General features: G+C 68.6%; 24 protein-coding genes. 16 read left to right on the top strand and 8 right to left on the bottom strand.

The genetic code is table 11. The features are described from left to right. Positions 1 to 3 precede the first annotated feature (3 nt). Positions 4 to 813 carry a hypothetical protein gene (locus ACFYRH_RS18715; RefSeq protein WP_387776174.1) on the bottom strand — a complete coding sequence of 270 codons (810 nt, stop codon included), beginning with the start codon at positions 811 to 813 and terminating at the stop codon, positions 4 to 6. A 12-nt stretch (positions 814 to 825) separates the two neighbouring features. Then, positions 826 to 2391, bottom strand: a complete 1566-nt coding sequence (locus ACFYRH_RS18710; RefSeq protein ID WP_387776171.1) for an alkaline phosphatase D family protein — start codon at positions 2389 to 2391, stop codon at positions 826 to 828. 80 nt (positions 2392 to 2471) lie between these two features. Between ACFYRH_RS18710 and ACFYRH_RS18705 the strand changes: the two genes are divergently transcribed. The 8 genes from ACFYRH_RS18705 (at position 2472) to ACFYRH_RS18670 (ending at position 12046) form a co-directional block, all read left to right on the top strand. After that, the gene (locus tag ACFYRH_RS18705) at positions 2472 to 3767 is read left to right on the top strand and encodes an ADP-ribosylglycohydrolase family protein (RefSeq protein ID WP_387776168.1); all 1296 of its coding nucleotides are present in this window, start codon (positions 2472 to 2474) and stop codon (positions 3765 to 3767) included. Continuing rightward, the gene (locus ACFYRH_RS18700) at positions 3757 to 4656 is read left to right on the top strand and encodes a ribokinase (RefSeq protein ID WP_387776165.1); all 900 of its coding nucleotides are present in this window, start codon (positions 3757 to 3759) and stop codon (positions 4654 to 4656) included. The genes ACFYRH_RS18705 and ACFYRH_RS18700 overlap by 11 nt, the downstream gene beginning before the upstream one ends. Then, the gene (locus ACFYRH_RS18695; RefSeq protein WP_387776162.1) at positions 4653 to 6641 is read left to right on the top strand and encodes an SUMF1/EgtB/PvdO family nonheme iron enzyme; all 1989 of its coding nucleotides are present in this window, start codon (positions 4653 to 4655) and stop codon (positions 6639 to 6641) included. The genes ACFYRH_RS18700 and ACFYRH_RS18695 overlap by 4 nt, the downstream gene beginning before the upstream one ends. Further along, positions 6638 to 7825, top strand: a complete 1188-nt coding sequence (locus ACFYRH_RS18690) for a CaiB/BaiF CoA transferase family protein (protein ID WP_387776159.1) — start codon at positions 6638 to 6640, stop codon at positions 7823 to 7825. Before ACFYRH_RS18695 ends, ACFYRH_RS18690 begins: the two co-directional genes overlap by 4 nt. 27 nt (positions 7826 to 7852) lie before the next feature. Beyond that, positions 7853 to 8680 (top strand): HpcH/HpaI aldolase/citrate lyase family protein, encoded by an 828-nt coding sequence (locus tag ACFYRH_RS18685; protein ID WP_387776156.1) that lies wholly within the window; start codon positions 7853 to 7855, stop codon positions 8678 to 8680. Positions 8681 to 8689: 9 nt separating this feature from the next. Then, the gene (locus ACFYRH_RS18680) at positions 8690 to 10282 is read left to right on the top strand and encodes a phytoene desaturase family protein (protein WP_387776153.1); all 1593 of its coding nucleotides are present in this window, start codon (positions 8690 to 8692) and stop codon (positions 10280 to 10282) included. Continuing rightward, entirely contained in the window at positions 10279 to 10686 is a 408-nt protein-coding gene (locus tag ACFYRH_RS18675) for a TIGR03668 family PPOX class F420-dependent oxidoreductase (protein ID WP_387776150.1), read from the top strand. The genes ACFYRH_RS18680 and ACFYRH_RS18675 overlap by 4 nt, the downstream gene beginning before the upstream one ends. Positions 10687 to 10813: 127 nt before the next feature. After that, positions 10814 to 12046 (top strand): RNA polymerase sigma factor, encoded by a 1233-nt coding sequence (locus tag ACFYRH_RS18670; RefSeq protein WP_387776147.1) that lies wholly within the window; start codon positions 10814 to 10816, stop codon positions 12044 to 12046. Here the strand turns inward: ACFYRH_RS18670 and ACFYRH_RS18665 are convergent. Genes ACFYRH_RS18665 through ACFYRH_RS18655 form a run of 3 tightly spaced genes read right to left on the bottom strand, consistent with a single transcriptional unit; the run spans position 12036 to position 15041 of the window. After that, positions 12036 to 13001 carry a Gfo/Idh/MocA family protein gene (locus ACFYRH_RS18665; RefSeq protein ID WP_387776144.1) on the bottom strand — a complete coding sequence of 322 codons (966 nt, stop codon included), beginning with the start codon at positions 12999 to 13001 and terminating at the stop codon, positions 12036 to 12038. The genes ACFYRH_RS18670 and ACFYRH_RS18665 overlap by 11 nt on opposite strands. After that, positions 12998 to 14005, bottom strand: coding sequence for an alcohol dehydrogenase catalytic domain-containing protein (locus ACFYRH_RS18660; RefSeq protein WP_387776141.1), 1008 nt, complete (start codon positions 14003 to 14005; stop codon positions 12998 to 13000). The genes ACFYRH_RS18665 and ACFYRH_RS18660 overlap by 4 nt, the downstream gene beginning before the upstream one ends. A gap of 58 nt (positions 14006 to 14063) precedes the next feature. Then, positions 14064 to 15041: a LacI family DNA-binding transcriptional regulator gene (locus ACFYRH_RS18655; RefSeq protein WP_387776139.1), complete on the bottom strand. Its 978-nt coding sequence runs from the start codon at positions 15039 to 15041 to the stop codon at positions 14064 to 14066. Positions 15042 to 15126: 85 nt separating this feature from the next. Here ACFYRH_RS18655 and ACFYRH_RS18650 point away from each other — a divergent pair, with 85 nt between their 5' ends. Both ACFYRH_RS18650 and ACFYRH_RS18645 read left to right on the top strand, forming a co-directional pair. After that, positions 15127 to 16431, top strand: coding sequence for an acyl-CoA dehydrogenase family protein (locus ACFYRH_RS18650; RefSeq protein WP_387776136.1), 1305 nt, complete (start codon positions 15127 to 15129; stop codon positions 16429 to 16431). Beyond that, the gene (locus ACFYRH_RS18645; protein ID WP_387776133.1) at positions 16431 to 17639 is read left to right on the top strand and encodes an acyl-CoA dehydrogenase family protein; all 1209 of its coding nucleotides are present in this window, start codon (positions 16431 to 16433) and stop codon (positions 17637 to 17639) included. Before ACFYRH_RS18650 ends, ACFYRH_RS18645 begins: the two co-directional genes overlap by 1 nt. 38 nt (positions 17640 to 17677) lie before the next feature. On the opposite strand, the gene ACFYRH_RS18640 is transcribed toward ACFYRH_RS18645, so the two are convergent. Then, the gene (locus tag ACFYRH_RS18640; protein ID WP_387776130.1) at positions 17678 to 18334 is read right to left on the bottom strand and encodes a tyrosine-type recombinase/integrase; all 657 of its coding nucleotides are present in this window, start codon (positions 18332 to 18334) and stop codon (positions 17678 to 17680) included. A 35-nt stretch (positions 18335 to 18369) separates the two neighbouring features. Here ACFYRH_RS18640 and ACFYRH_RS18635 point away from each other — a divergent pair, with 35 nt between their 5' ends. The 3 genes from ACFYRH_RS18635 (at position 18370) to ACFYRH_RS18625 (ending at position 20780) form a co-directional block, all read left to right on the top strand. Beyond that, positions 18370 to 18753 carry a hypothetical protein gene (locus ACFYRH_RS18635; protein ID WP_387776127.1) on the top strand — a complete coding sequence of 128 codons (384 nt, stop codon included), beginning with the start codon at positions 18370 to 18372 and terminating at the stop codon, positions 18751 to 18753. Between the two features lie 1271 nt (positions 18754 to 20024). Next, positions 20025 to 20177 (top strand): hypothetical protein, encoded by a 153-nt coding sequence (locus ACFYRH_RS18630; protein ID WP_387776124.1) that lies wholly within the window; start codon positions 20025 to 20027, stop codon positions 20175 to 20177. Between the two features lie 213 nt (positions 20178 to 20390). Further along, on the top strand, positions 20391 to 20780 hold the full coding sequence (locus ACFYRH_RS18625; protein ID WP_387776121.1) for a hypothetical protein: 390 nt from the start codon (positions 20391 to 20393) through the stop codon (positions 20778 to 20780). Between the two features lie 444 nt (positions 20781 to 21224). Here the strand turns inward: ACFYRH_RS18625 and ACFYRH_RS18620 are convergent, their stop codons facing one another. After that, entirely contained in the window at positions 21225 to 23057 is a 1833-nt protein-coding gene (locus ACFYRH_RS18620; RefSeq protein WP_387776118.1) for an ATP-dependent RecD-like DNA helicase, read from the bottom strand. 605 nt (positions 23058 to 23662) lie between these two features. On the opposite strand from ACFYRH_RS18620, the gene ACFYRH_RS18615 reads away from it, so the two are divergent. Continuing rightward, positions 23663 to 23989, top strand: coding sequence for a nitroreductase family protein (locus ACFYRH_RS18615; RefSeq protein ID WP_387776115.1), 327 nt, complete (start codon positions 23663 to 23665; stop codon positions 23987 to 23989). Further along, positions 23982 to 24302, top strand: a complete 321-nt coding sequence (locus ACFYRH_RS18610; protein ID WP_387776112.1) for a hypothetical protein — start codon at positions 23982 to 23984, stop codon at positions 24300 to 24302. Before ACFYRH_RS18615 ends, ACFYRH_RS18610 begins: the two co-directional genes overlap by 8 nt. 3 nt (positions 24303 to 24305) lie before the next feature. On the opposite strand, the gene ACFYRH_RS18605 is transcribed toward ACFYRH_RS18610, so the two are convergent. Continuing rightward, entirely contained in the window at positions 24306 to 24701 is a 396-nt protein-coding gene (locus ACFYRH_RS18605) for a Dabb family protein (protein WP_387776109.1), read from the bottom strand. Between the two features lie 69 nt (positions 24702 to 24770). On the opposite strand from ACFYRH_RS18605, the gene ACFYRH_RS18600 reads away from it, so the two are divergent. Further along, positions 24771 to 25385 (top strand): TetR/AcrR family transcriptional regulator, encoded by a 615-nt coding sequence (locus tag ACFYRH_RS18600; protein WP_387776106.1) that lies wholly within the window; start codon positions 24771 to 24773, stop codon positions 25383 to 25385. Positions 25386 to 25461 lie beyond the last annotated feature (76 nt).

Below are 25461 nucleotides of genomic sequence, written 5' to 3'. Positions count from 1 at the left end.
GTCTCAGTCGGCATAGCCCTCGAGTTCGACGATGCGGGAGTAGCCGTGGTCGTTGGAGTCGCGGATGACGAGCTGGACAGCGTCGACCGGACGCGGGTCGAAGCTCACCGTTACGCGGCCCTCGACGTTCCCGCGGATCTCTCCGACGGTGGTCCAGGTGCCGCCGACGCGGACCTGGACGTCGAAGTCGCGGATGCCCATCACGGCCGCGGGGTACGTGGTCGAGTCGAGGGTCTGCAGCACCACGCGGCCGACGCTGGTCGACGCGACGAAGTCGACGCCGTACGTGTCGGGGAAGACGCCCTTGGTGTTGTCGTGCCAACCGCTGGCACCCCACTGCGCGGAGTCCGCGTTGCCGTCGACGCCACCGCAGAGCCGCATGTTGCCGTTGGTGGAGGACGCGACGGCCTGTTCACCGAGCAGGACGTTGTCGCGGGCCGGGACGGGCAGGATGGCGACCGGGACCTTCAGGTGGTCGCGGCCGACGCTCAGGTCGACGGTGTGGGTCGCGGGTGCGGTGCCGCGCGGGACGGTGATCTCGAGCGGCGCCTTCACCAGTTGGCCGGCCGGAAGGTAGCTGGAGAACTGGTGCCGGGACAGCGTCAGCTCGGCGTCGCCGGAGACACGCATGTCGGCGACGGTGGCTTTGTGGCCGGTATTGGTCATCCCGAGCGTGAGCTTGCCGGACGGGAAGCACGGCAGCGGGACGACCTCCACCGGCTGCGGCGTGGCACTGATGTCGATCTGATTGTTGTTGCTGGTAGCAACGAGAGCGGCAGGGGCGAGCAGGAGCAGGAGAGCGGCGCGTTTCATCAGCGTGTCCGTTCAGGCCAGGTGGGTTCCGGGACGGCCGTCCTCGACGACCAGGGTGGCGCGGGTGGACGCCGTACCGCCAGGTGTGGTGACGCGGTCGACGATGCGGAACTCCGACGTCCAGTGCGTGCGGTCGAGGCGGCAGCTGAGGTAGCCGCGCTGGACGTTCTGGAACTTGACGTGCGGGTTCTCGGCGAGCAGTGCGCGGCCGGTCGCGTCGGCGTCGACGCCGTCCTTACCGGACGAGATCGACGTGGTGACGAACTCGGTGCCCACGGCCGGCGTGGACTGATCGGCGAAGTCGACGCGCAGGTCGGAGGCGACGCTGCGGTGCAGGTCTCCGGTCAGTACGACGAAGTTCCGCACGTCCCGGTCCCGGACGCCGGACAGGACGCGGTCGCGCGAGGCGACGTACCCGTTCCAGGTGTCCATCGGGAGCTCGAGTTCCGGCCCGGTCCTGCGGTCGAGCTGGGCCATCGCGACCTGTTGCGCGACGACGCTCCAGCGGCTGGTCGACTTGCCGAGCGTGTCGAGCAGCCAGCGTTCCTGCGCGGCGCCGGTGATGGTGCGGGCCGGGTCGGCCGACACAGCGTCCGGCGGCAGCCAGCCACCGGTGCTGGTCTGGTCGTCGCGGAACTGCCGCGTGTCCAGAACGCTCAGGTCGGCGGTGCGGCCGTAGCGCAGGTGCCGGTGCAAGCGGATCGACGGGCCGTCGGGGGACTGGTCGAGACGCAACGGCATGTGCTCCCAGTACGCGCGGAATCCGTTCGCCCGGCGGACCAGGAACTCGTCGTACGGCAGACCGTCCTCGGAGACGTACCCGGCCCAGTTGCCCTCGACCTCGTGGTCGTCGAGGGTGACGATCCACGGCGCCGCGGCATGCGCGGCCTGCAGGTCGGGGTCGGTCTTGTGCAGGGCGTAGCGCGCCCGGTACTCGTCGAGGGTGAAGATCTCGCCGGCGAAGTCGACCGGGACGGCCTGGTTGCGGACGCCCGCGGCCGGACCGACGCCGACCTCGTAGATGTAGTCACCGAGGAACAGCACGACGTCGTGATCCCGGCGTACGACGTCCTGGTACGCGGTGTAGAAGCCGTCGTAGAAGGCCTGGCAGGACGCGACCGCCATCGTGACGGCGGGCTCGTCGGACGGCGCGGGCGCGGTGCGCGTCCGACCGGTCGGACTGAGTTGGCCGTTGGCGCGGAAGCGGTAGAAGTAGTGGCGCCACGGACGCAGGCCGCGGACGTCGACGTGCACGGTGTGCGCGTACTCCGGACGCGCGTGGGCCGTGCCGCGTCGTACCACCGTGCGGAACGTCGCGTCCTCGGCGACCTCCCACTCGACGTCGACCGCGCGGTCGTCCATCCCGCCGAACGGTTCGAGCGGTCCGGGGGCGAGCCGGGTCCAGATCACCACGGCATCGGGGAGCGGGTCGCCCGAGGCGACCCCGAGCGTGAACAGCGGCCTTTTGTCGGTGCGGTGCGGTATTCCTACCGCATCGGCGAGGTCGGGGAGGTTTCCAGTCAGAGCGAGCGCGGCGGCGGCGCCGGTGGCGGTCAGCAGACCGCGGCGGGTGACCATGGCCGGAAGTATCGGCCCGCGCGGAGCGAACGATCCAGGTGTGTGTTTCGCCTGGCGCAACACGGGAAGGAAGAGCCTCGATGAGATTGACCTGGGTGCAGCCGGAGGACCTCCTCCCGCACCAACTGGTCCAAGCGCGTTCCGAGGGGGTCGACGTCACCGACGTACAGGCCCGCTGGATCGCCGCCGGTGGTACGACGGATGCGCCGGTGTCCGGCGCCTCGGCCGAGCCGGCGACGCCTGCCTTGCGGGCGTTGGCGCGGGAGTTGCTCGACGTACTCGACGCCCGGACCGCGCCGTGGAGTGCGCCGGAGATTCCCGAGCTGCCGTCGCTGGGCGCGCCGGTCGATCTCGAGACCCGGACCTTGAACGCATGGCTCGGCCGCGCCGCCGGGAACCTGCTCGGCAAACCGGTGGAGAAGATTCCGCGCGAAGGCATCCGGGAGATCCTGGCGAGCTCCGGTCAGTGGCCGTTGACGCGGTACATCACCGCGATCGGCGTACCGGACGACGTGCAGCGGCGCTGGCCGTGGAACCGGCGGTCGAAGCCGACCAGCCTGCGCGAGGTCATCGACGGCATGCCCGAGGACGACGACCTCAACTTCGCGATCCTCGCACTCCTGATGCTCGAGCGGTACGGGCGTGGGCTCAGCACCGAGGACGTGGCGCAGAGCTGGCTGAGCGACCTGCCCGCGGGCCGGGTGTTCACCGCCGAGCGCGTTGCCTACCGCAACCTTCTGGAAGGTGTCGAGCCGGCCCGCGCGGCCGTCGTCGGGAACCCGTTCCGCGAGTGGATCGGCGCCCAGATCCGCACCGACGTCTACGGCTGGGCCCACCCGGGCGACCGGACAGCGGCCGCCCGCCTCGCCCTGGTCGACGCCCGGCTCAGTCACACCGGCGCCGGCGTCGACGGGGCACTGTGGGTGGCCGCGATGTCCGCCGCGGCCCTCGTCCTCGACGACCCCGTGAAGGCCGCGATCGCCGGTCTGGACGTGCTCGGCCAGGGCGCGATCGCCCGGGCGGTCCGCTTCGGACTCGGCCTCGCCGACGCCGAGCTGGACGAGGCACTCGACGCGCTGCACGCGGAGTACGGCGACCTGCACTGGGTGCACGCGGTGAACAACACCGCCCTCGCCGCCTACGCGCTGACCGCACCGGACTTCGGTACCGCGATCGGTCGCGCGGTCATGGGTGGCTGGGACACCGACTCGGTGGGCGCCACGGTCGGAGCCGTGTTTGGCGCGACGCGTGGGGTTCCGGCAGAGTGGTCCACACCACTGGACAACCGGGTGGCCACGAGCCTGCCGGGAATGAATCAGATCGCGATCGGCGAGCTGGCGCGGAGGACTGTGGAGGTGGCCAGGGGTGGCGTCTGAGGTCGTGGTCGTGGGCAGCGCGAACGTGGACCTGGTGCTTCCGGTCCAGCGCATCCCGCGGCCGGGGGAGACAGTCTTGGCGGGGCCGATGACCCGTGGTCCCGGTGGCAAGGGCGCCAACCAGGCGGTCGCGTCGGCGCGGGCCGGTGCCCGGACGGCGATGGTCGTCGCCCTGGGCGCCGACGACGGCGGCGCCCTGTTGCGGGCCGCGCTCGAGGACTCCGGTGTCGACCTCTCGCTGGCGACGACCAGCGACGCCCCGACCGGAACGGCGATCATCACGGTCGAGGAGAGCGGTGAGAACTCGATCGTCGTCGCTCCCGGTGCGAACGGCGAGCTGAACCTGTCGGCCGCCGCGGCGGCCGCGATCGGCGATGCGAGAATCGTGCTTTCCCAATTGGAGATCCCGTTCCCGACGGTGCAGGCGGCCGCGGCGGCGTCGGCGTACTTCATCCTGAACGCGGCGCCGGCGGCCGAGCTGTCCGACGCGCTGCTCGCCGGGGTTGACCTGCTGGTGGTGAACGAGTCCGAGGCCGAGGCGATCGCCGGGCCGGACCGGTCCGCGCTGCTGAAGAAGGTGCCGGCCGCGATCGTCACGCTCGGCGGCGACGGCGCGGTGATCCTGACTCGCGACTCGGGCGAGATCGCGGTGCCCGGCGTCCGCGTGGACGTCGTCGACACGACGGCGGCCGGCGACACGTTCTGCGGCGTGCTGGCGGCAGCTTTGGCTTCCGCATCAGCTAACGACTCGATCACGGCAGGCGACCTGACGAACGCGGTCCGACGCGCTAACGTTGCTGCTTCATTGAGTGTTCAGTTCTCGGGGGCGATTCCCTCGGTGCCGCACGGGGATGCAATCGACGCGCGTTATGCGGAGGTGTACCTGTGAATCCGCTCGAACCGCGGCCCATCGACCTACCTGCCCGGGTCGATCTGGGGGCCGGGGCGGACCTGTCGTTCCTGGACGACGCCAAGATCCTCGGCGCCCCCGAGGACCCGGCCGAGCTGCCGCGCTGGCGGGCCAAGCTCGCCGAGTGGCGGTTCGGCGCCTTCGAAAGGACCCGCTACGACGGCTCGCACTACGACGAACCAGGTCGCGAGTGGACGCAGACGGCATACTCCGTGGCGCTGGTCTGGCTCTGGGACGACCTGCTGTACGACGTCGGGACCGGGAAGTTCACGCCGGAGAAGTTCGTCCGGCACGGCGTCGACGAGTTCGGTGGGCACGACGCCATCGTGCTCTGGCACGCCTACCCGGTGATCGGGATCGACGACCGGAACCAGTTCGACTTCTACCGTGATGTCCCGGGCCTGCGGGAGCTGATCGACGACCTGCACCGGCTCGGCCTGAAGGTGTTCTTCGACTACAACCCGTGGGACGTCGGCACCCGCCGCGCGGCCCGCTCGGACGCGGACGAGTTCGCCGCCCTGGTCAGTGACTACGACGTCGACGGCGTCTTCCTGGACACCCTGAAGGAAGGCGACCCGGCGTTCACCCGGGCGATCCGGCAGGCGAACCCGGCGATCGCGCTGGAAGGCGAGTCCCGGTTGCCGATGGCAAGGATCGGGGACCATGCGCTGTCCTGGGCGCAGTGGTTCGCGGACACCGACGCCCCCGGCGTACTGCGGGCGCACCTGTTCGAGCGCCGGCACATGATGCACCACACCCGCCGGTGGAACCGCGACCACAGCGACGAGCTGCAGTCGGCCTGGGTGAACGGCGTCGGCATGCTGATCTGGGAGTCGGTGTTCTCGGCGTGGGTCGGGTGGAACGCCCGCGACCGCGCGACGCTGCGCCGGATGGTCGCCGCCCAGCGCGCGTTCGCGCCGGTGCTGATCAACGGCGACTGGATCCAGCTGACGCCCGAGATCCCGGAGAAGGCCCGTGAGCACGGTGTCCACGGATCGCGGTTCGACCTGGCCGACATCACCTTCTGGACGCTGATCAACCGCGACGAGCAGGACTTCGACGGCATCGTGCTGCGCTCCGAGGACCAGGTCGGCGACTGGTACGACGTGACGACCGGCGTGCCGATCACCGCGGACGACGACGGCGTCCACCTGGTCGTCCCCGGCCGTGGTGTGGCCGGCATCGTCCGGGTCGGCGCGACCGCCGGCGCCTCGTGCCGGGCGACAGCCCGAAGGCTGGGCACGATGCCGCGGGCGCATGTCGACGAGTCCGCGTTCCCGGTGCGACCGGCCGAGCGCGTCGTGGTGCCTGCCGTCGCGGGGCCGGTCGAGATCGGTGCGGCGGTCGTCGTGCCGGCGGGGGAGCGGACGCTGACTGTGACGCACCGGCGGCGCGAAACCGGTTTGTACGACACCGCGCCGTACGTCGAGGAGTGGAAGCCGCTGCCGCCTCGCCTGCACGACATCCAGACCGTGACGCGGGAGGTGTCGCTGCCGGAGGTCTCGGTGGCGATCACCGAGGTGACGAACGCGGAGTACGCCGCGTTCCTGGCCGCGACGGGCTACCGGCCGCTGGTGACGAACCGGTTCCTGAAGCACTGGGTGGACGGCGCGCCGGTGCCGGGCACCGAGGACCAGCCGGTGACGTACGTCGACCTGCCGGACGCGAGGGCCTACGCGGCCTGGCGTGGTGGCCGGCTCCCCACCGAGGACGAGTGGCAGGTCGCTGCCGCCCTCGACGGGTTCGTCCGCTTGGAGCCGCTGGTCTGGAACCTGACCGAGAGCGAGCACCGCGACGGCCGCAGCCGGTTCTGCATCGTGAAGGGCGGCTCGCACTACGTCGCCGAGGGCTCCGACTGGTACGCCGACGGCGGACCGCAGGAACCCGAGGTGAGCTTCAAACTGGTGCTCACCGGTGGCGGTCTCGACCGCTCGGCGACCATCGGTTTCCGGTGCGCGGGATGAGACCTGCAGCGCTTGACGGTGTGAAGGTGCTCGAGGCGGCGACGCTGTTCGCGGGACCGCTGGCGGCGACCTTCCTCGGTGACTTCGGCGCCGACGTGACGAAGATCGAGCACCCGTCCCGGCCGGACGCCGCGCGGACGCACGGCGCTTCGAAGGACGGGGTCGGGCTCTGGTTCAAGACCCTCGGCCGGAACAAGCGGCTCGCGACGCTGGACCTGTCCCGTGGCCGCGAGGTGTTCCTCGACCTGGTCAAGTCCCATGACGTGCTGGTCGAGAACTTCCGGCCCGGCACGCTGGAGCGCTGGGGGCTCGGGCCGGACGTGCTGCTCGAGGCCAATCCGCGGCTGGTGATCGCGCGGGTGACGGCGTTCGGGCAGGTCGGGCCGTGGTCGCGGCGTCCCGGGTTCGGGTCGCTGGCCGAGGCGATGAGTGGTTTCGCGGCGGTCACCGGTGAGCCGGACGGCCCGCCGACGCTGCCGCCGTTCGGTCTCGCCGACGGGATCACCGCGCTCGCGACGGCGTACGCCGTGCTGGTGGCGTTGCGTGAACGGGACCGGTCCGGAGCGGGCCAGGTGATCGACATGGCGATCATCGAGCCGATCCTGATGATGCTCGGGGGCGGGATCACGGCGTACCAGCAGACCGGGTACGTGCAGCCGCGGCTCGGGAACCGGTCGTCGAACAACGCCCCGCGGAACGTGTACCGGACCCTCGACGGGCGCTGGGTCGCGGTGTCGACGAGTTCGCAGAGCATCGCCGAGCGGGTGGTGACGCTGGTCGGCCGCGCCGATCTGGTCGCCGAGCCGTGGTTCGCGACCGGGCGGGAGCGGGCCGAGCATGCCGACGAGCTCGACGACGCGGTCGGATCGTGGATCGCGGAGCGGTCGCTGGAGCTGGTGATGGCGGAGTTCGAGAAGGCCGAGGCCGCGGTCGGACCGGTGCACGACATCCGCGGGATCGTCGCCGATCCGCAGTACGCCGCCCTCGGGACGATCGTCAGCGTCGACGACGAGGAGCTCGGCGGACCGGTCGAGATGCAGAATGTGTTGTTCCGGCTGTCCGAGTCGCCGGGGTCGATCAAGTGGGCCGGACGGCCGCACGGTGCGAACACCGACGAGGTGCTCGCCGAGATCGGAGTGACACCGGACCAGCTCGCGGCACTGCGAGCAGCTGGGGTTGTCTAGGTGTAGTCGCCTGGAGGGGGCTTTCAAGTGCTGACGGCACTGTATGTTCCGGCCAACCGGCCGGACCGGTTCGCAAAGGCTGTTGCCGCGGGCCCTGATCTGGTCGTGTTCGACCTGGAGGACGCGGTCCCGGTCGCGGACAAGGCGGACGCCCGCGGCTGGGCGGTCGCCTGGCTCGCGGCGAACGTGAACGGCCCGGTGGAGATCCGGGTGAACGCCTTGAACTCGCCGTGGATCGAGGACGACCTGGCCGCGATCTCCGCGGTCCCGGCGGTGCGGATCCGGGTGCCGAAGGTGGAGAGCGCGGACGATGTCCGGGCCGTGCTGGACAAGGTGCCGACGGCAAGGATCACCGCGCTGATCGAGTCGCCGCTCGGGGTCGAGCGGGCGTTCGAGATCGCCACGGCGGACCCGCGGGTGGTCGCGATCGGCCTCGGCGAGGCTGACCTGTCGAGTGCGCTCGGCGTCGACGGTCCGGCGGGGCTCGGCTGGGCCCGTGGCCGGTTGGTCTCGGCGTCCCGGGCGGCAGGGCTCGGCGCGCCGATGATGTCGGTGTTCCCGAACGTGCAGGACGTCGACGGACTTCGCCGTACGTCGGAGGAGGGCCGCGGTCTCGGGTTCGTCGGCCGGACGGCGATCCACCCGCGGCAGCTGCCCACCATCGTCGAGGCGTTCACGCCGCCGGCGGATCAGGTGGCCGCGGCGGAGGCGCTGCTGGCGGCGGTGGACGAGGCCGGCGTCGGTGACGGCGGGGTGATCGTGCTGCCCGACGGCCGGATGGTCGACCCGGCGATGGTCGGGCGCGCCCGCGAGCTCAGCACCCTGATGCGGGAGATCGAGTCCCGGTCACGTTAGGCTCGAAGCATGCTGCCGCGCAGTGTTGATGCCGTGGTGATCGGCTCGGGACCGAACGGTCTGGTGAGCGCGATCACGCTCGCCGACGCGGGCTGGGACGTGCTGGTGCTGGAGGCCGCCGACACGTTCGGCGGGGCCGTCCGGTCGACCGAGGAAGGCGGCTGGACGAGCGATCGTTTCAGTTCGAACTACCCGTTGGGCGTCGCGTCCCCGGTGATCCGCGCGCTGGAGCTGGAGAAGTTCGGCCTGAAATGGGCGCACGCGCCGCTGCCGCTGGTGCACCTGCTCGACGAGGACGGCGCCGCGGCCGCGATCCATCCGGACCCGGAGGACACGGCGAAGTCGCTCGGCGCCGAGCACCCGGGCGACGGGGACGCATGGCTGCGGCTGTACCAGCAGTACGTCTCGGTGCGCGAGCCGTTGCTGAACGCGCTGCTCACCACCTGGCCCCCGGTCGTTCCGGGGGTCAAGCTGGCCCGCAAGCTCGGGTCGGTCGGTGAGCTGCTGCGGTTCGCGCGGTTCATGGCGATGCCGATGCACCGGATGGGCCAGGAGCTGTTCACCGGCAAGCACGGTCCGGCGATCATCGCCGGGAACGCGCTGCACGCGGACGCGCCGTTGTCGGGCAGCGTCAGCGGCACGATGGGCTGGCTGCTCGCGATGCTGGCACAGGATGTCGGCTATCCGGTGGCGACCGGCGGCTCGTCCGCGTTCTCGGGAGCGATGGTGCGCCGCGCCGAGCGGGCCGGCGCATTGCTGGTCCCGGGCATGCCGGTGACCCGGGTCGACGTCTCCGCGGGCCGCGTGACCGCCGTAAACACGGCGTCGGGAGAGACGGTCGCGGTCGAGCGGGCGGTCGTCGCGGACACGTCCGCACCGGTCCTGTACGGCGACTTGTTGCCCGAGGCACTGATTCCCGCGGGTCTGCGGCGCGATCTGGACGAGCGGTTCGAATGGGACTACCCGACGGTCAAGCTGAACTTCCGGCTCAGCGGCCCGATCCCGTGGAAGGCGGTCGAGGCCCGGTCGGCGGGCGTCGTCCACCTGGGTGGGACGGCCGATGAGCTCGTGCACCTGTCGGCCGATCTCGACACCGGGCGGGTGCCGTCGCAGCCGTTCCTGCTGATCGGGCAGACGACGAAGGCGGACCCGTCGCGCTCGCCGGAGGGCACCGAGGCGGTCTGGGCGTACGCGCACCTGCCGCGCGGCATCGCCGACGACGCGGCGGCGGAGAAGCTGGCCGGCCGGATGGAGCGGGCGATCGAGCGGTTCGCGCCCGGGTTCGGCGATCTGGTCATCGGCCGCGACCTGCAGCGACCGTCGACGCTGGAGTCGGCGAACGCCGCCCTCGGGTACGGCGCGCTCGGTGGCGGGACGATGCAACTGCACCAGCAGTTGGTGTTCCGCCCGACGATCGGGCTCGGCAGTGCGCGGACGTTCGTCGACGGCCTGTACCTCGGCAGTTCCGCGATTCACCCCGGTGGTGGCGTGCACGGCGCCTGCGGACACCTCGCGGCCCGGACCGCGCTGCGCGACGCGTCGGTCATCGGCCCGATCACCCGCAGGATCCCGACCGCCGCCTTGCGACATCTGCAGCGGTGAAACTCGACGAGGCTGGGTGCCGGGCCCGGGTGGCAGCCGCGCGGGTCGGACGGCTGGCAACGGTCGGCGAGGATCTGCGCCCTCACCTCGTGCCGGTGACGTACGCCGTCCATGGTGACGAACTGTTCATCGCGATCGACCAGAAGCCGAAGACGACGACCGCCCTGAAGCGGTTGCGCAACATCGAGTCGAATCCGCGCGTCGCAGTACTGGTCGACGAGTACGACGAGGACTGGACGCATCTGTGGTGGGTCCGCGTGGATGCTGTCGCACGCGTGGCGGCGGAGCACGCGGCGGCCGTCGAGCTGCTGGTGGCGAAGTACCCGCAGTACGAGGCGGACCCGCCGCGCGGGCCGGTGATCGTGGTCCGGGCGGAGCGATGGTCGGGGTGGGCCTTTCGGTGATCGGCAGCTCGACAGGAGGTGTCCGCCCGGCGCGGGTGCGTTCGCGCTCGGCGACCCGGCCGATCGGGCCCAGTGGACGTATACGTACTGTCGAGCTGCTGACTGTTCGGCGCGTAGGCTCGGCGGGGTGAACGTGGAGGAGTTGCTGCGCGAACTCGCGCCGCAGGTGCTGGGGTTTCTGGTGCGGCGGCACGGGCAGTTCGATCTGTGTGAGGACGCCGTGCAGGAGGCGTTGCTCGCGGCGGCGACGCAGTGGCCGGTGAACGGCGTACCGGAGAACCCGCGCGGGTGGCTGATCACGGTCGCGACTCGGCGGCTGACCGATGCGTTCCGTAGCGAGAGCGCGCGCCGGCGGCGGGAGGACAACGTCGCGGCGATGGCCGGGCCGGAGGAGTTGGTGGCCCCAGGCGCCGATATCGGCGAGGCGCCGGACACCGACGACACGTTGACGCTGCTCTTCCTGTGTTGCCATCCAGCTGTCACTCCGGCCTCGCAGGTCGCGCTGACGTTGCGCGCGGTCGGCGGTCTGAGTACGGCGGAGATCGCCCGCGCCTTCATGGTGCCCGAGGCAACGATGGCGCCGCGGATCAGCCGGGCCAAGAAGAGCATCAAGGCGGCCGGCAGCCGGTTCGAGATGCCGCCCGAGTCCGAGCAGGCCGAGCGGCTGCGCGTCGTACTGCAGGTGCTGTACCTGATCTTCAACGAGGGCTACACCGCGAGCTCGGGGGAGGAGCTGCAGCGGGTCGAGCTGACGGCGGAAGCGATCCGGCTGGCGCGGATGTTGCGCGCGGCGCTGCCGGACGACGGCGAGGTCGCGGGCCTGCTGGCGTTGATGTTGCTGACCGATTCGCGGCGCGCGGCGCGGACGACCGCCGACGGCGAGCTGGTGCCGATCGACGAGCAGGACCGGACGTTGTGGGACCGTGCCCAGATCACCGAGGGTGCGGACCTGACCTTGGAGACGCTGAAGAAGGGCACGGTCGGGCCGTATCAGTTGCAGGCCGCGATCGCCGCCGTACACGCGGAGGCGCCGAGCGCGGAGGAGACCGACTGGCGGCAGATCTACTCGCTGTACCTGGTGCTCGAGCAACTCGCTCCGAACCCGATGGTGACGCTCAACCGGGCGATCGCGCTCGCTCAGGTCGAAGGACCACAGGCGGGTCTCGACCTGCTCGCGACCCTGGAAGGCGATAAGAACATCACCGAGACGCACCGCCTGGACGCCGTCCGCGCGCACCTCTACGAGCGCGCGGGCGACGTCTCCAAGGCGCGCGACCTCTACCTCACCGCCGCCCGCCGTACGACGAGCCTCCCGGAGCAGCGCTACCTGCAGGCGAAGGCCGACGCGATCACCCGGTAGTGACCTTTCGTCCGGTCTCGTGTGACTCGATGGCGGCGTGTGCGAGTTGCAGCGCTCGCCGACCCGCGCGGGCGTGCACCGGCGGCTGCTCACCGGCACGGAGAGCGTCCAGCAGTGCGTCGACATGACGGTCGAAAGTGCCGGCGAAGTTGCGCGCCTCGTCATCGAAGTACGTCGAGTGCCAGCGTTGCTCGACCGGGTCGCCCGCCTTGCTGAACGTCAGCGCGCGGACGGTGTCGTGGATCACCAGGCGGCCTTCTGTGCCGTTGATCTCGATGCGCTGCGTGTCGGGATACGCGTACGACGAGTCGTACGTGCCGAGCATCGTGCCGACCGCGCGGTTCTCGAAGTCGAGCGCGAGGGCGACTGTGCTGAAGGCGCCGTACGTCTTGTCGGTCATGTGCGCGGAGACCGCGGTGATCGCGCCGGCCAGGTGCTCGAGCATGTCGAACCCGTGGCACTGCGTCTCGATCAGGCCCGCATGCGGCGATCCGCCTCGGTTCGCCTCGCCGCCGAACCGCCAGGTCGCGAAGACGAGCTCGCCGAGCTCACCCGCGTCGATCAGCGCCTTCGCGCGCTGGACGGGTTCGGCGTACCGGTGGTTGAAGTTGATCGCGAAGAAGTTGCCGCCCGCCTCGTCGAGCAGCGTGTCCGCCTCGGTGAGGTCGAAGACGAGCGGCTTCTCGACCAGCAGCGGTACGCCGGTGCGCACCAGCCTGAGCGTGATGTCGTAGTGGTCCTCGTTCGGCAGGCAGACCGTGATCAGCTCGGGGCGCGCGTCGCGCAGCATCTCGTCCAGATCCGTGTACGGCGTGGTGCCGTACTGCTGGGCGCGCGCCTCGGTCCGGGCCGCGGTGCGACCGAAGACGCCGACCAGTTCGGTGTCCGGGCGGCGGGAGAAGATCCGCGCGTGGTGCTCGCCCCACCCGCCGGCGCCGACGACCGCGACTCTCACGAGGCGCCCTCCTGGGTGATGACGACCTTGCCCGTCTCGCCGGCCATGAACAGCCGGAACGCTTGGCTGATCTCCTCGACCGGGAAGCGGTGGCTGATGACCCGCGAGATGAGCTCTTGGTGCTCGGACAGGATCGCAAGGTTGCCGGGCATCTCGTCGTACCGGAAGTACTCGCTGCCGAGGACGGCGTGCTCGGGGCTGATCAGGTCGTCGGAGGCGTTCAGTGTCACGCCCTCACCGTGTCCGACGCAGATCAGCGCGCCGCGCTTGCTGATGATGTCGAGCGCGGTCCGGCGTGCGGACTCCTTGCCAGAGGCATCGAACGCGACATCGGGATGGCCGGCCGCGGAGACGTCGTCGGCGAGCAGCGGGATCGCGCCGAACGTCTCGGCGAAGTCGAGCCGCCAGCGGGACACGTCGGAGATGTAGACCGGGACGTCGGCGCCGTACGTGAGCTTGCTCATCACGGTCAGGCCGAGGCCGATCGGGCCGGCGCCGGCGATGTAGACGCTCTCGACGTCCTGGCGGACGAGCGCCGCGCGGCCGAGGGCGTGCGTGCTGGTGCCCATCACGTCGAGCAGCATCGTGGCGTTGCCGATCTCGATGTCGTCGGTGACGGGGAAGAAGTTGGACTCGTGGACGAGTTCGTACGGGCCGTAGCCGCCGTCGTGGGAGAAACCCATGTCGGCGCGTTTCGCGAAGCACTGGTTGGTGGCGCCGTACTTGCAGCTGCGGCACTCGCCGCAGTAGTCCATCAGGAAGACGGCGCCGCGAGTGCCGACCGGGGTGCTGGTGCCTTCACCTGTGAGCAGCACGGTGCCGGCCGCCTCGTGGCCAGGGACCACGGAGGAGCCGTCGAAATACTGGTGGCGGTCGGTGCCGCACAGAGCGTTGGCCTGGACGGAGAGCAGGAGCTGCCCCGGTCCGGGATCGGCGTACTCGTGATCCGCGAACTCGATCTTTCCGGCTCCGGTGAACCTGGGGGCGAGAGCGGTACGTGTCATGGTGCGGGAATTTACTACGTAGCAAATCTGCGCCACAAGAGGTCACGCAGAGATGGTCTCAGCGGGTGCTGCTCTCCCGGATCCGGAGTTCGTAGCCGGCCATCCGGTGCTGCGGGAGGTGGTCCTCGGCGAGTTGTTCCTCGAGCAGGTCCAGCGCGTTGACCGCGATCTCACCCAGCAGCGGCGCGACCGTGCTCAAGGTCGGCGTGGACAGACTCGACTCGACGATGTCGTCGAACCCGATCACCGACACATCACCCGGTACGTCGACGTTCGCGCGCTGCAACGCGCGCAGCGCGCCCAGTGCCGCGGAGTCGTTCATCGCGAAGATCCCGTCGGGTCTCAGGTCCGCGAAGGTCCGCGTAACAGCGTCGGCCGCGGCGGTTGCCGTCCAGCCGCAGTCGACCAGCAGCGCTTCGGTGATCCCGTGCTTCTTGAGAGCGGCCTGGTAGCCCTGGCGGCGGAGCTGGTACGAGCGTTTCGGGCCGTGGTTCGCGCCGAGCAGCAGGATGCGTTTGCGGCCGGTGTCGAGCAGGTGGGTGACCGCGGCCTGGGCCGCCTCGCGGTTCTTGATCCCGACGTGGTCGATCGCACTGCCCGGCTCCCGGTCCCCGACCAGGACGACCGGGCGGGTACTGCGCTGATCGGTGCGGCCGAGCGAGACCGCACTCATGATCACGCCGTCGGTGAGGACCTCGCCGCCGCCGCGAAGCAGTTCGAGTTCGGTCTCGTGGCGACCGCCGGTGGTCTCGACGAGGACCGTCGTACCGCGGTCCCGGGCGGCCGTGACGATCGCTTCGGCGAGGTCGGCGAAGTACCGCTCACGGAAGGTCGGGACGGCCAGCGTGACGGTGCCCGCGCGGCCGGTGCGCAGGCGGCGGGCGGCGGTGTTCGGGCGGTACCCGAGGGCGTCGAGGCTGGCCTGGACGCGGGCGCGGGTGGCGGGGGCGACGTGCACGTAGTTGTTCACGACGTTCGAGACGGTCCGCTGCGACACACCCGCGTGGCGCGCCACATCGGACATGCTGACCGCCACCGCCTGCCCTCCTTCTGCCGAGTTGCGTCAGGTTATCAACGGGCTAGGCGTGACCTGGGTTGTAACTTCGGTTTACAGTAGCCGCATGAGCCTTGACGAGCGGACGCGCGGGCGGCGGGACGCGATCGGCGTCGGAGTCGCCTTCCTGAACCGGCTGGCCCAGTGGCGGGCGATCGACCGCTTCAGGCTGCGCAAACCGGCCGAACGGGTGGTTTTCGAGGCGACCAAGACCGGATTCCGGACAGCAGGAGCGCTCTCCCGGCGGTTCACCGCGGCCTCGAAGCTGGCGTCGCCGTCACGGCTGCCGGCGGCGCCGGGGAGTGGGCGGTTCGACCTGACGCCGACCGACGACCAGCAGATGATGGTCGACGTCGTCCGTTCGTTCGCGTCCGACGTACTGCGGCCGGCCGCATCCGCCGCCGATGTGGAGTGCGCGACCGACGGCAAGGTGCTGGAGTCGTCCGCCGAGCTCGGGCTGAGTCTGATCGAAGTACCCGAGGAGCTCGGCGGCATCGTGACCGAGCGGTCCGAGATGACCGGCGTACTGGTCGCCGAGGCGCTCGCGCACGGCGACATGGGCCAGGCCGTCGCGTGCCTCGCGCCGTCGGCGGTGAGTACCGCGATCTCGTTGTGGGGTGACGAGACGCAGCAGGCGACGTACCTGCCGGCCTTCACCGGATCGTCGGTCCCGGCCGCCGCGCTGGCGTTGCTCGAGCCGCGCGCGTTGTTCGATCCGTTCGCGCCGCAGACGCGGTACACAGGTGGGCTGCTGAACGGCGTGAAGTCACTGGTCCCTCGGGCCGCCGACGCGGAACTGTTCGTGATCGGCGCGCAGACCGATGCCGGGCCGCGGCTGTTCGTGGTCGAGCCGGACCATCCCGGCGTCACGATCGAGGCCGAGCCGTCGATGGGGCTGCGCGCGGCGTCACTCAGCCGGGTGATCCTGAGCGACGTACCGGCGGTCCCGTTGGGGTCGGTCGAGGACTACGCCGAGTGCGTGCGGTTGTCGCGGCTCGGGTGGTGCGCGCTGGCCCTGGGTACGGCGCGGGCGGTGCTCGACTACGTCACGCCGTACGTGAACTCGCGGGAAGCCTTCGGGGAGCCGATCAGCCATCGCCAGTCGGTGGCGTTCATGGTCGCGAACATCGGGATCGAGCTCGAGGGCATGAAGCTCGTCACGTACCGGGCCGGATCGCGTGCCTCACAAGGGCTTCCGTTCGCTCGCGAGGTCGCGCTGGCGCGGCGGTTGTGCACCGAGAAGGGCATGCAGATCGGGACGGACGGCGTACAACTGCTCGGCGGGCACGGGTTCGTCAAGGAGCATCCGGTGGAGCGGTGGTACCGCGACCTGCGGGCCGTCGGCGTGATGGAAGGTGCGGTGCTGGTCTGATGATCAACCTGGAGACGCCCCGGAAGTTCCGCGCCTTCGTCAACCAGGCGCACCAGGTCGCGGCCGAGATGCTGCGGCCGAACTCGCGCCGCTACGACCTCGCCGAGCACGAGTACCCGGTCGAACTGGACATGCTCGCCGCGATGGTCGACGGACTAGGGGCCTCAGGCACCGGTTCCGGAGCGGGCGCGTCCGGGGTACGGCGTACCGCGGCCGCCGATGACGGCGTCGTCAACGGGTCGAACCTGTCGTCGGTGCTGTCGATCATGGAGATGTGCTGGGGCGACGTCGGACTGCTGCTGTCGATGCCGCGCCAGGGCCTCGGCAACTCGGCGATCGCGTCCGTCGCGTCGGACGAACAACTCCAGCGCTTCGACGGCCTCTGGGCCGCGATGGCGATCACCGAGCCCGACTGCGGCTCGGACTCCGCCCGCATCCAGACCACCGCACGTCTCGACGGCGACGCCTACGTTCTCAACGGCGAGAAGATCTTCGTCACCGCCGGCGGCCGCTGCGACGCCGTCGTCGTCTGGGCCACCCTCGACAAGACCCTCGGCCGCGCCGCGATCAAGTCCTTCGTGGTCATGAAGGACACGCCCGGGATGACGGTGGAACGGCTGGAGCACAAGCTGGGGATCCGCGCCTCGGACACCGCCACGCTGCGCTTCGAGAACTGCCGGGTGCCGCGCGAGAACCTGCTGGGCTCGCCTGAGGTGGATGCGGAGAAGGGGTTCGCGGGGGTCATGCAGACCTTCGACAACACCCGCCCGCTGGTCGCCGCGATGGCCGTCGGCTGCGCCCGCGCCGCCCTCGAACTCACCCGCGACCTGCTGTCCGAGGCAGGCGTCGAGATCGACTACGACCGCCCCGCCCACCAGCAGCCCGCCGCGGCCGCGACGTACCTCGCGATGGAAGCCGACTGGGAAGCCGCCTACCTCCTCACCCTCCAGGCCGCCTGGATGGCCGACAACGGCCACCCCAACTCCCTCCAAGCCTCCATGGCCAAAGCCAAAGCCGGCCGCACCGCCAACGACATAACCCTCCGCTGCGTAGAACTGACCGGCCCCCTCGGCTACTCCGAACACCACCTCCTCGAAAAATGGTCCCGAGACACCAAGATCCTCGACATCTTCGAAGGCACCCAACAAATCCAACAACTAATCGTCGCCCGCCGCCTCCTCGGCAAAACCTCCGCCGAGCTCAAATAGCCTTGTTAAAAGGGCTCTCGCCACTCATGGACCTCTTGCTAGAGCAGCCCAAGGCCCGGGTCCGGAGGCGCGTGTTCTGGTCCGGTTTCCGTCCTGGTCCGTGACTGGTCCGTCAGCCGCCGCGCAAGTCGCGTCAGCCGCCGGTCGACAGCCTGCCGGGCGCGGTCGTAGGACGACGGCAGCATATGCGTGTACATCTGGAGCGTGAAGCCCGGGTCGTGGTGGCCGAGGTACTCGGAAAGTTCCTTGATGTTGACGCCGTCCGCGAGCGTGATGCTGGCGAAGTAGTGGCGGAGCGCATGCAGCCCGGTCGTGCGGTCGGTCTTGAACCGCCGGCGTCCGCGGCTGTCCTTGTAGGGCGGCGGGATCACGCCAACTGCTGCGAGAGCAGGCTTCCACACGAGTTCGTCATGCAGACGGGCCGTGAGGTGTCTGCCATCCGGCCAACTGAAGATCAGGTCGTGTTCCTGCACGTCGCCGTCGACTTGCTCCCACGGCAGCGAGATACTTGTCGCTCCAAACCGCTCGAGGTGGCCCTTGACGACCTTCGCGAGTGCGGGAGCCATCGGAACGAAACGCTCCTTGTCGTTCTTGAGGAGCGCAAAGACGAATGTCTTCCCAAGCGGAATCCTCGATCTCCTAGCGGGTGGGGGCGTTGGGATAAGCGTAACGTGAAGCCAATGAAAAGGCGGCACGTCAACCGGGTCTATTGGTACTGTGCCCGCAGGAAGTGGAGCTGCTGATGCGTTTTCCCTTAGAAATTTGGCTTGACTCCAGGTCGGGATGGTGGATCATAGAGCCGCTGTCGAGTGTTCAAGGTGACCTGCATGAATGTGATCTGCTTCGGGTGGCGCTGGAAACGACAGCCGTCGGCAGTGGCATCGCATTGATGGATATCAGTGTCCCTGGCGTTGGTGACGTCCTGCGTCTGTCCTTCGAAACCTCGTCGGCAACTCTTCAGTTGGATGATCTCAGTGGCGTGCCCCGAGATTCGCTCGGTCAAATTTCAGGAACCGACTTTGCCGAACCTGACTGGTTCTCATTGGAAGCGATGCGCGGCGACCTTGAAATGAACTCCAGCAGGCAATTTTACGAATGGGTGAAACGCGACTGATTGCGCGAATCCCGGAGCTCTGCCGACACCGGCGGCCCAGGAGGTCATGAGGGTGAGTGGATTGCTCGGGGATTCTCCAGTCGTGAGTCTACTGCTGGGCTGATGTTGTTGCCGGGTGCCCTGCGGATCCGTAATCTCTGAGGAGCAGCAGCAGGTCATGTCCGTATCGAGTATCCAGGAACATTTGCTGCTCGCGTCGGCCTCGGGCGGTGGGCGGTCGGGCTCGTCGGTGTGGAGCGCGGATGCGGTGCTGACGACGCGCGGCCAGACGTGGTCGGCAGGAGGGTTTGTCTGCGGGAATGGTTGATCGCCAGAGACAGGACGGCGGCACGGAACGGGGACAGGGCGGCTGAACACACAGTCACCACCACCGACGGCGTTGCTGGCACGACACGTTGAGCTGCTGGGTGTTGGTGCTACCGCTTCTTCTCTATCAGAGGTCGAGCAGGATGCGGAGCATACGGTGATGTGGCCGATGGCGTGTTGCGTCGGCTGCTCTTCACCTTGGATTTGATCCCGCCATTCGTCATACTCCGAACGCCGACGCGACCGAGCCTGTGGGCGGTTTGGTCGCGGTCAGAACCTCTTGATTGCTGACATTGCGGGGTTCGCAGGCTGTTGGTGTGATTCAGGCGGGACTCATGGGGGCGCTGTCGCCGCCAGATCTAAGTGGATCAACCACTGGGATCAGCAGTAGGCGATCGCGCGTCAGGCACCTCCTGAAATGGACAGCCAGGGCGACTGGTGCGCTTGTGCTTCGCCGCAGGCGCGGTCGCCTTCGCCGCCAGCTCTGCCTTTAACGTCTACCGATGGAGGAAGAAAGAAATCAGCGGACGCAGGGCTGCCGTCAATATCGGCACAGACCTTCTTCTGGGCCGCATTAAGCCGATCCGGATGGCTCGGGTCAAGTACCGTCAGCGGTGGACGCCGCGCGGTAGAATGGGTTCGAGTTGGCGATGGCGATGGCGATGGCTGCGGCCAGGCGGCGGCATAGGACTTGCCAGGTACGGCGCGGTGAGTCACCGCCGAGCGTTCCGGCAGCATCGGCCGCGGTACATGGGCCGCTGGGGAGCCAATGGTTACAGCAACTACGGTCTTTGGTCTTGACCTCATGTGTGCGGAGGAGCAGCGTGCGGGTGTTGTGCCGGAGAGTCTTCATCGAGGCGCCCCGATGGACGTACCGGCTGATGGGCTCGGCAGGTGGAACCCTGTCCCTGCGCACTGTCCTGCTCTGCGTAGCAGTCGCAGGGTTTGCTGGTGGAGGTTGGGCTTTGATCAGCTGGGTCACAGGCAACCACGGACCGGCCGATGCGTTCTGGTACGGCGCTGTTGCCGGCCTGCTGTTGTTCGTGGTCTGGGCGATCTACTCCGGGATCGTCGGCCTAACGCTTGAGGCTCGCGACCGCCGACGCACGAAGTCGTGAGGATGGCGGGATTGCTCGAGAAGCCTCCGGTCGTGAGCCTGATGTTTTGGGGCTCTTCACGCTTGAGGGTTTAGTTGGGGTCTGAATCCGCCGGTTTCGAGTAGGGATCTGGCGATGTAGTTGGTGAGGTTGCGGAATCCGAGGGCCGAGCCGTACCGCCGCAACCGGGGTCGCGACTTGTACCGATCGCCCCCGTACGACCGAGGAGTCGCCGTGATCGTCATCATGCTTGTGCTGGCAGGGATCACGGCGGCCCTCGTCGTCGCGTCCGTCTGGGGCGATCGACGCCACATCGGCACTCCGAAGGCGTTGATCGTTATAGCGTCTTGGCTGGCCATCCCATCGGTGCTCTACCCCCGCGTGGCGCAGGAGTTCTCCGCCTCCAAGACGCTCCTGATCGTGTGTGGAATCATTTGGTACGCCTTGCTCGTCACTGGTGGGCGTCTCGTCTACATGACCGACCTCATGTTGCGGGAACGGAGCGACGAAGAGCCCATGACGGCGGAAGACAGACGCATCAACAGACGCGTGCGGAGTGCACAGATCGCAATGATTGCCGGGGCTTTGGTTGCTGCGGTGTTCGCCGTTTTCGCAATCCACTGACGTCACGCCGCTCTCACAACGATGCGGCTGACGACAGACCACCTGGGGTATTCCGACGGCATCGGCGATCACCAGTTGAATCACGCCTGCCGGCTCCTGAGCGTGTTCATTGCGGGTGACGCCTTCAGGCAAGTACCGACGCAGCAAGGAAAACCGAACACCGCGGCATCGTCACCACCGCAGCTTCCACCTGGACCTCCACCGCCGCGTACGACGCTGCCGGCACCCTCATCACCCAGAAACTGCCCGGTGGCATCACCCAAACCAACACCATCGACAACACCGGCGAACCCGTCGGCCTCAGCTACACCGGCCAAGTCACCACCACCAACTCCGACGGATCAACCACCATCGACCCCAACGGTCCCTGGCTGTCCTGGTCCCTCCAAAACGACGTCACCGGACGCGTGACCCACGAATGGACCCCCGACGGCAACGCCTTCACTACTGCGGACGGCAGCGTCGGGACGTTGGGGTGTGTCCGACTTCGTGATCAGGACGTTCATGGCGAAGACGTTCGACTCGCGATGCTACCTCGGTCAAGGCAAACGTAAACCCGATCGCGACAGCGACAGTGCATAACGATGTCCTGTGCTCCGCAGGAGATGGGAGCGTCGAACGAGGCCGCTGGGTGACAGACATGGGCTGGTTCTGGCGGGTGTCTGGCATCAGCAGGTCAGATCGATGTCTGCAGGGGCAGCATGTGCAGATAGCGGCCGCTTGTCGAGCGGACTGGTTGCCGCCCTGGCTATGCGCTTGGCGAGGCGATCGTAGGTTCTCCGTTGCCGCGCCTCGACGTCGAACGGCTGGCTTCCGAGGATTCCGGTCCCGTGGATGTTGTACAGCTCTCGGTAGCTGGCAACGTCGCGGACGAGGGAAGCGAAGGCCTCGGTAGATGGGGACACGTGGTGGACGAGGGCCTGGTACCAGGGCGTGGATTCGTTGCGAGCCAGCCAAGCCAGGTGGTTTGCGCGATCGATGATTTGGGGCTTCGAGTTCGTGGAGCGGCGCGATGAGCGTCGGGTCGGTGACGTTGGTGGCTGGAGCGACTAGCCCGGCAAGCAGGATCGGCTGCTGGTCGGGGCGGTTGAGTGATCTGGTGACCAGGCGCTCAACTCTCGTATGGAGAACCGCCGCGAGGTCGTTGGCGTCGCTCAACCGGGACTGATTCACTGCTTGGTGGACTGTCTCTGTCGCGTTGAGACCGATGGCCTCTGCTCGGCGCAGCTCAGCGACGAGGGCGCCGTACGCAGAAGACGCCTCGAGGGCGGCTTGATCGGCGCTGCTCAGCCCGCTGGTCGCTGCGGCGGCGTTACAGCGATTGCGGGCATCGAGCTGGCAGAGGTGCTCGTAGATCGGTATGAGCCGGTCGAGGCGGGTCGCGTTGTCAAGTTCTCGACGCATGACTTCGTGAGCTGATTGTTCGACGCCGGGGACGTTGAGGACGGCTTCGAGGACGTCTTGCATGGTCTGTTCGGGATGGGGCTCGTGGAGATCTGACCAACTCTGATGGGTCGCGACATAGGCCGTGTTGGTGTCGCGTCCGCGGGTCATGCCGACGTACATCAGTGCCCGGGTCAGTTGCTCGGTGACGAGTAGGTGGGCGGTGTCGACGGTGGTGCCTTGGGCTCGGTGGGCCGTGGTGGCGTAGGCGAGCTCGACGGACTCCTGGACATAGGCGCCGGGCAGCGTGACGGTCTCCCCAGTGTGGTTCTGGACAGTGAGCGAGCCATCGGACCACCGTTGGATGACGGTCCAGCTGTCGCCGTTCTTCACGAATTGGCGGCTGCCGTAGGCGAGGCGGCGATTGTTGAGGCGGGTGACGATGTGATCGCCGAGACCGACGTGATTGCCGTTGTGGAGTTCGATGCCGTCGGGTTCGACTTCGCCGGTGATGATGCGATCGAGGCGAGCGCGGGCATTCAGGCGGGCGACGGTCATGTTGTCAGCGGCGATGAGGAGGCTGGCTTTTCCCGTGTTGGTGTCGGCAAGCCAGGCCTTGTAAGCGGCGTCCTCCATCTGGTCGCTGGAGCCGGCGGTTAGGCGGTCGTGGTCGTCGTAGGCGTCGATTGCTGCGCGGTTGCCGGCGCGGAGGGCGAGACTGGCGTCGCGCTCCCACGGGTTGGTGAAGCGCCAGACATCGGTGAGTTCGGCGGCCTCGGTGTCCTTGGCGATGAGACGGAAGGCGCCGCCGGTATCGGCGGCGGACAGCTGAGCGTCGTCTCCGACGAGAAGGAGTTTCGCGCCGCTGGCATCGGCAGCGCGGGGCTCGGGCACGTGTACGCCGCGTCGCGGCCGCTGAGGTCGACGGAGTCGGCGACGCCGTCGACGATGACCGGCACGCCGGCATCGGCTTTCAGCTGGTCGAGCGTGGCGGCCGGCGCAGTGGACTTGAGCGTGACGCTGATCCCGGAGTAGTCGCCGCTGGGCCCGGCCGAGTCGACGACGTCGCTGTGACCGGCCACCAGCTTCTTCACGCGCTGACCGAGCTGGGGGAGGAGCTGCGACAGGCATATCTGACTGCCGATGGACCGCGCCGGCGCGAACTCACGCGGCAACGACACGAGCTCGAGCTCGAGTTCTCGAGCATCCTCGAACCGGGATCCGTGGCCTCGGTTCGTCACGGCGCGGCGAATGGTTGATCTGCTTCGGGCCGAGACCCGCGACGAGCGACTGCAGTTCCGGCGGTGGGTTGCGATCGGCGGCACGTTAGCGTTGCTGAGCAGCCGCATTGTTGGCCGACCTCAAGCACTTAGTCGCGTGCGCCCCGCACGCCAAAGACTCCACCGCCCTTACTCGCGCAGCCCGGCCGCACCCGGACGGAGTGACCGTCGCCGACGTACGGCAAGCGCTGTTGGAAGCCGTGCGGCCCGGGCGGGCGGGTGCGCGCATCCGGATGCCGGACGCCTCCTTCGGCGCCATGCGGATCTGGCACTGAGATCGGGAACTGGAGCAGGCGCAGACATCCCCGCCAGACCGTCCAGGTCCGTCACTCGGCGCAGTCGGCTCCGACGTCCGGGAATCTGCAGCTGTGGAGCGTCGTCGCGGTCCGCGACGCGGATCGTCGTACCCGGCTGGCGAAACTGGCCGGCGAGCAGAACTTCATCGCGCAGGCACCGCTGTTCCTGGTCTGGCTGGCCGACCTCGCGCGGGCTAGGCATGTCACCACTCGTCGGGGCGATCCGCAATCACCCGCTGGAGGTGTCTGACGAACTCGGCCTGCCTTCGCACATCTTTCCCGTCTTCGGGCTGACTGTTGGTCGCCCGGATCAGTTCGACGCGACAGCCGTGAAGCCACGTCTGCCGCAGGGGGCGGTCCTGCATCACGAGCAGTACGAACTCCAGCAACAGGCGGCCCACGTGGAGACCTACGAGCAACTCCTGAACGACTTCTACATCACCGTCGGCCTTCCGTCCGGCTGGATCGATCGCGTCATCACCCGCTTCGGCGCCGTCGCCGGCCTGAAGGGCCGCGAGCATCTCCGTGCGGCCCTCCAGGACAGAGGCTTCGAACTGCGCTGACTGCTACACGTGGGCGCCGAAGAGCTCGTCGATGCGGCGGGCCCAATCGGGGTACTGCTGCATCTTGCGGGCGGCGATCTCATAGACGGCGTTGCCGAGCTCCGGGTCGCTGTCGTCGGTGAAGCGGACGGCGCTCATCTGCTCGAGCTTGTTCAGGATCAGTTCGTCCCCGCTGATGTGTACGGGGTCGTGCATGTAGCGCTCGAGTGCTTCCAGGTCCGGGATCGCCGCGAGGTACGAGTGGGTGAAGCCGTCCGCCGGGTTGCCGAAGTCTTTGCCGACGGCACCGAACGCGACGGGCTCGAGCGACGCCGTCCGGCGCATCACCGCCAGCACTTCCTCCTGCTCCTCGACGGTGACGCCATCCTTGAACCGGATCCGTAACAGATTCACGATCATCACAATCTCCAAATGCACTAGTCAGTGCAATCTACTGTACGCCTGAGTTCAGCAGGTTACCCTGGCCGGGTGACAACCGCGCGCGGACGTATCGACAAGCGCCAGGCGATCCTGGACGCGGCCTTCACCGTCTTCGCCCGGGACGGGTACCGCCAGGCGAGCGTGGACACCGTCGCGGCCACCGCCGGTGTCGCGAAGCACACGATCTACAACCACTTCGGCGACAAGGAGTCGCTGTTCCGCGCCGCGGTCGCCGCGCTCGCCGACGACGCCCTTGCCCGCAATCTGGCGGCGGTCGAGTCGCTGCGCCCGGACCGGGAGCCGGCCGCGGCGCTCGCCGAGGTCGGCCGGGAGCTTGCCGAGTGTTACTGCGACGAGAAGTCGTGGGCACTGCGCCGGCTGCTGTACGCCGAGTTCGGGAGCATGCCGGAGCTGCAGGACATCGTCCGGGACCGCGCGACCGACAAGGTGAACGACGCGCTCGCCGACCGCTTGGCCCGCCTGGCTCTGGCGGGGAAGCTGCGAATCACGGACCCGGCCATGGCCGCCGAACAGTTCGGCGCACTGCTGACCGCGCCACTGGAGACCCGCTCGCGCCTCGGCACGCGGACGCTGAGCAAGGCCGAGCTCGACGAGGTCACGGACAACGCCGTACAGACGTTCCTGCGCGCGTTCGGTGTCTAGCCCGAGGTGCGGACGGCGGTCCGCGCGGAGCCGAACAGTCGGCCTGGCGCGGGGCCGCCGGACGTGTGCCACTCAT

Source organism: Kribbella sp. NPDC004875, from assembly GCF_042873375.1.
GTDB lineage: Bacteria > Actinomycetota > Actinomycetes > Propionibacteriales > Kribbellaceae > Kribbella.
Note: the sequence above shows the minus strand (reverse complement) of the source record. Positions and strands in the feature narration are given on the sequence as shown.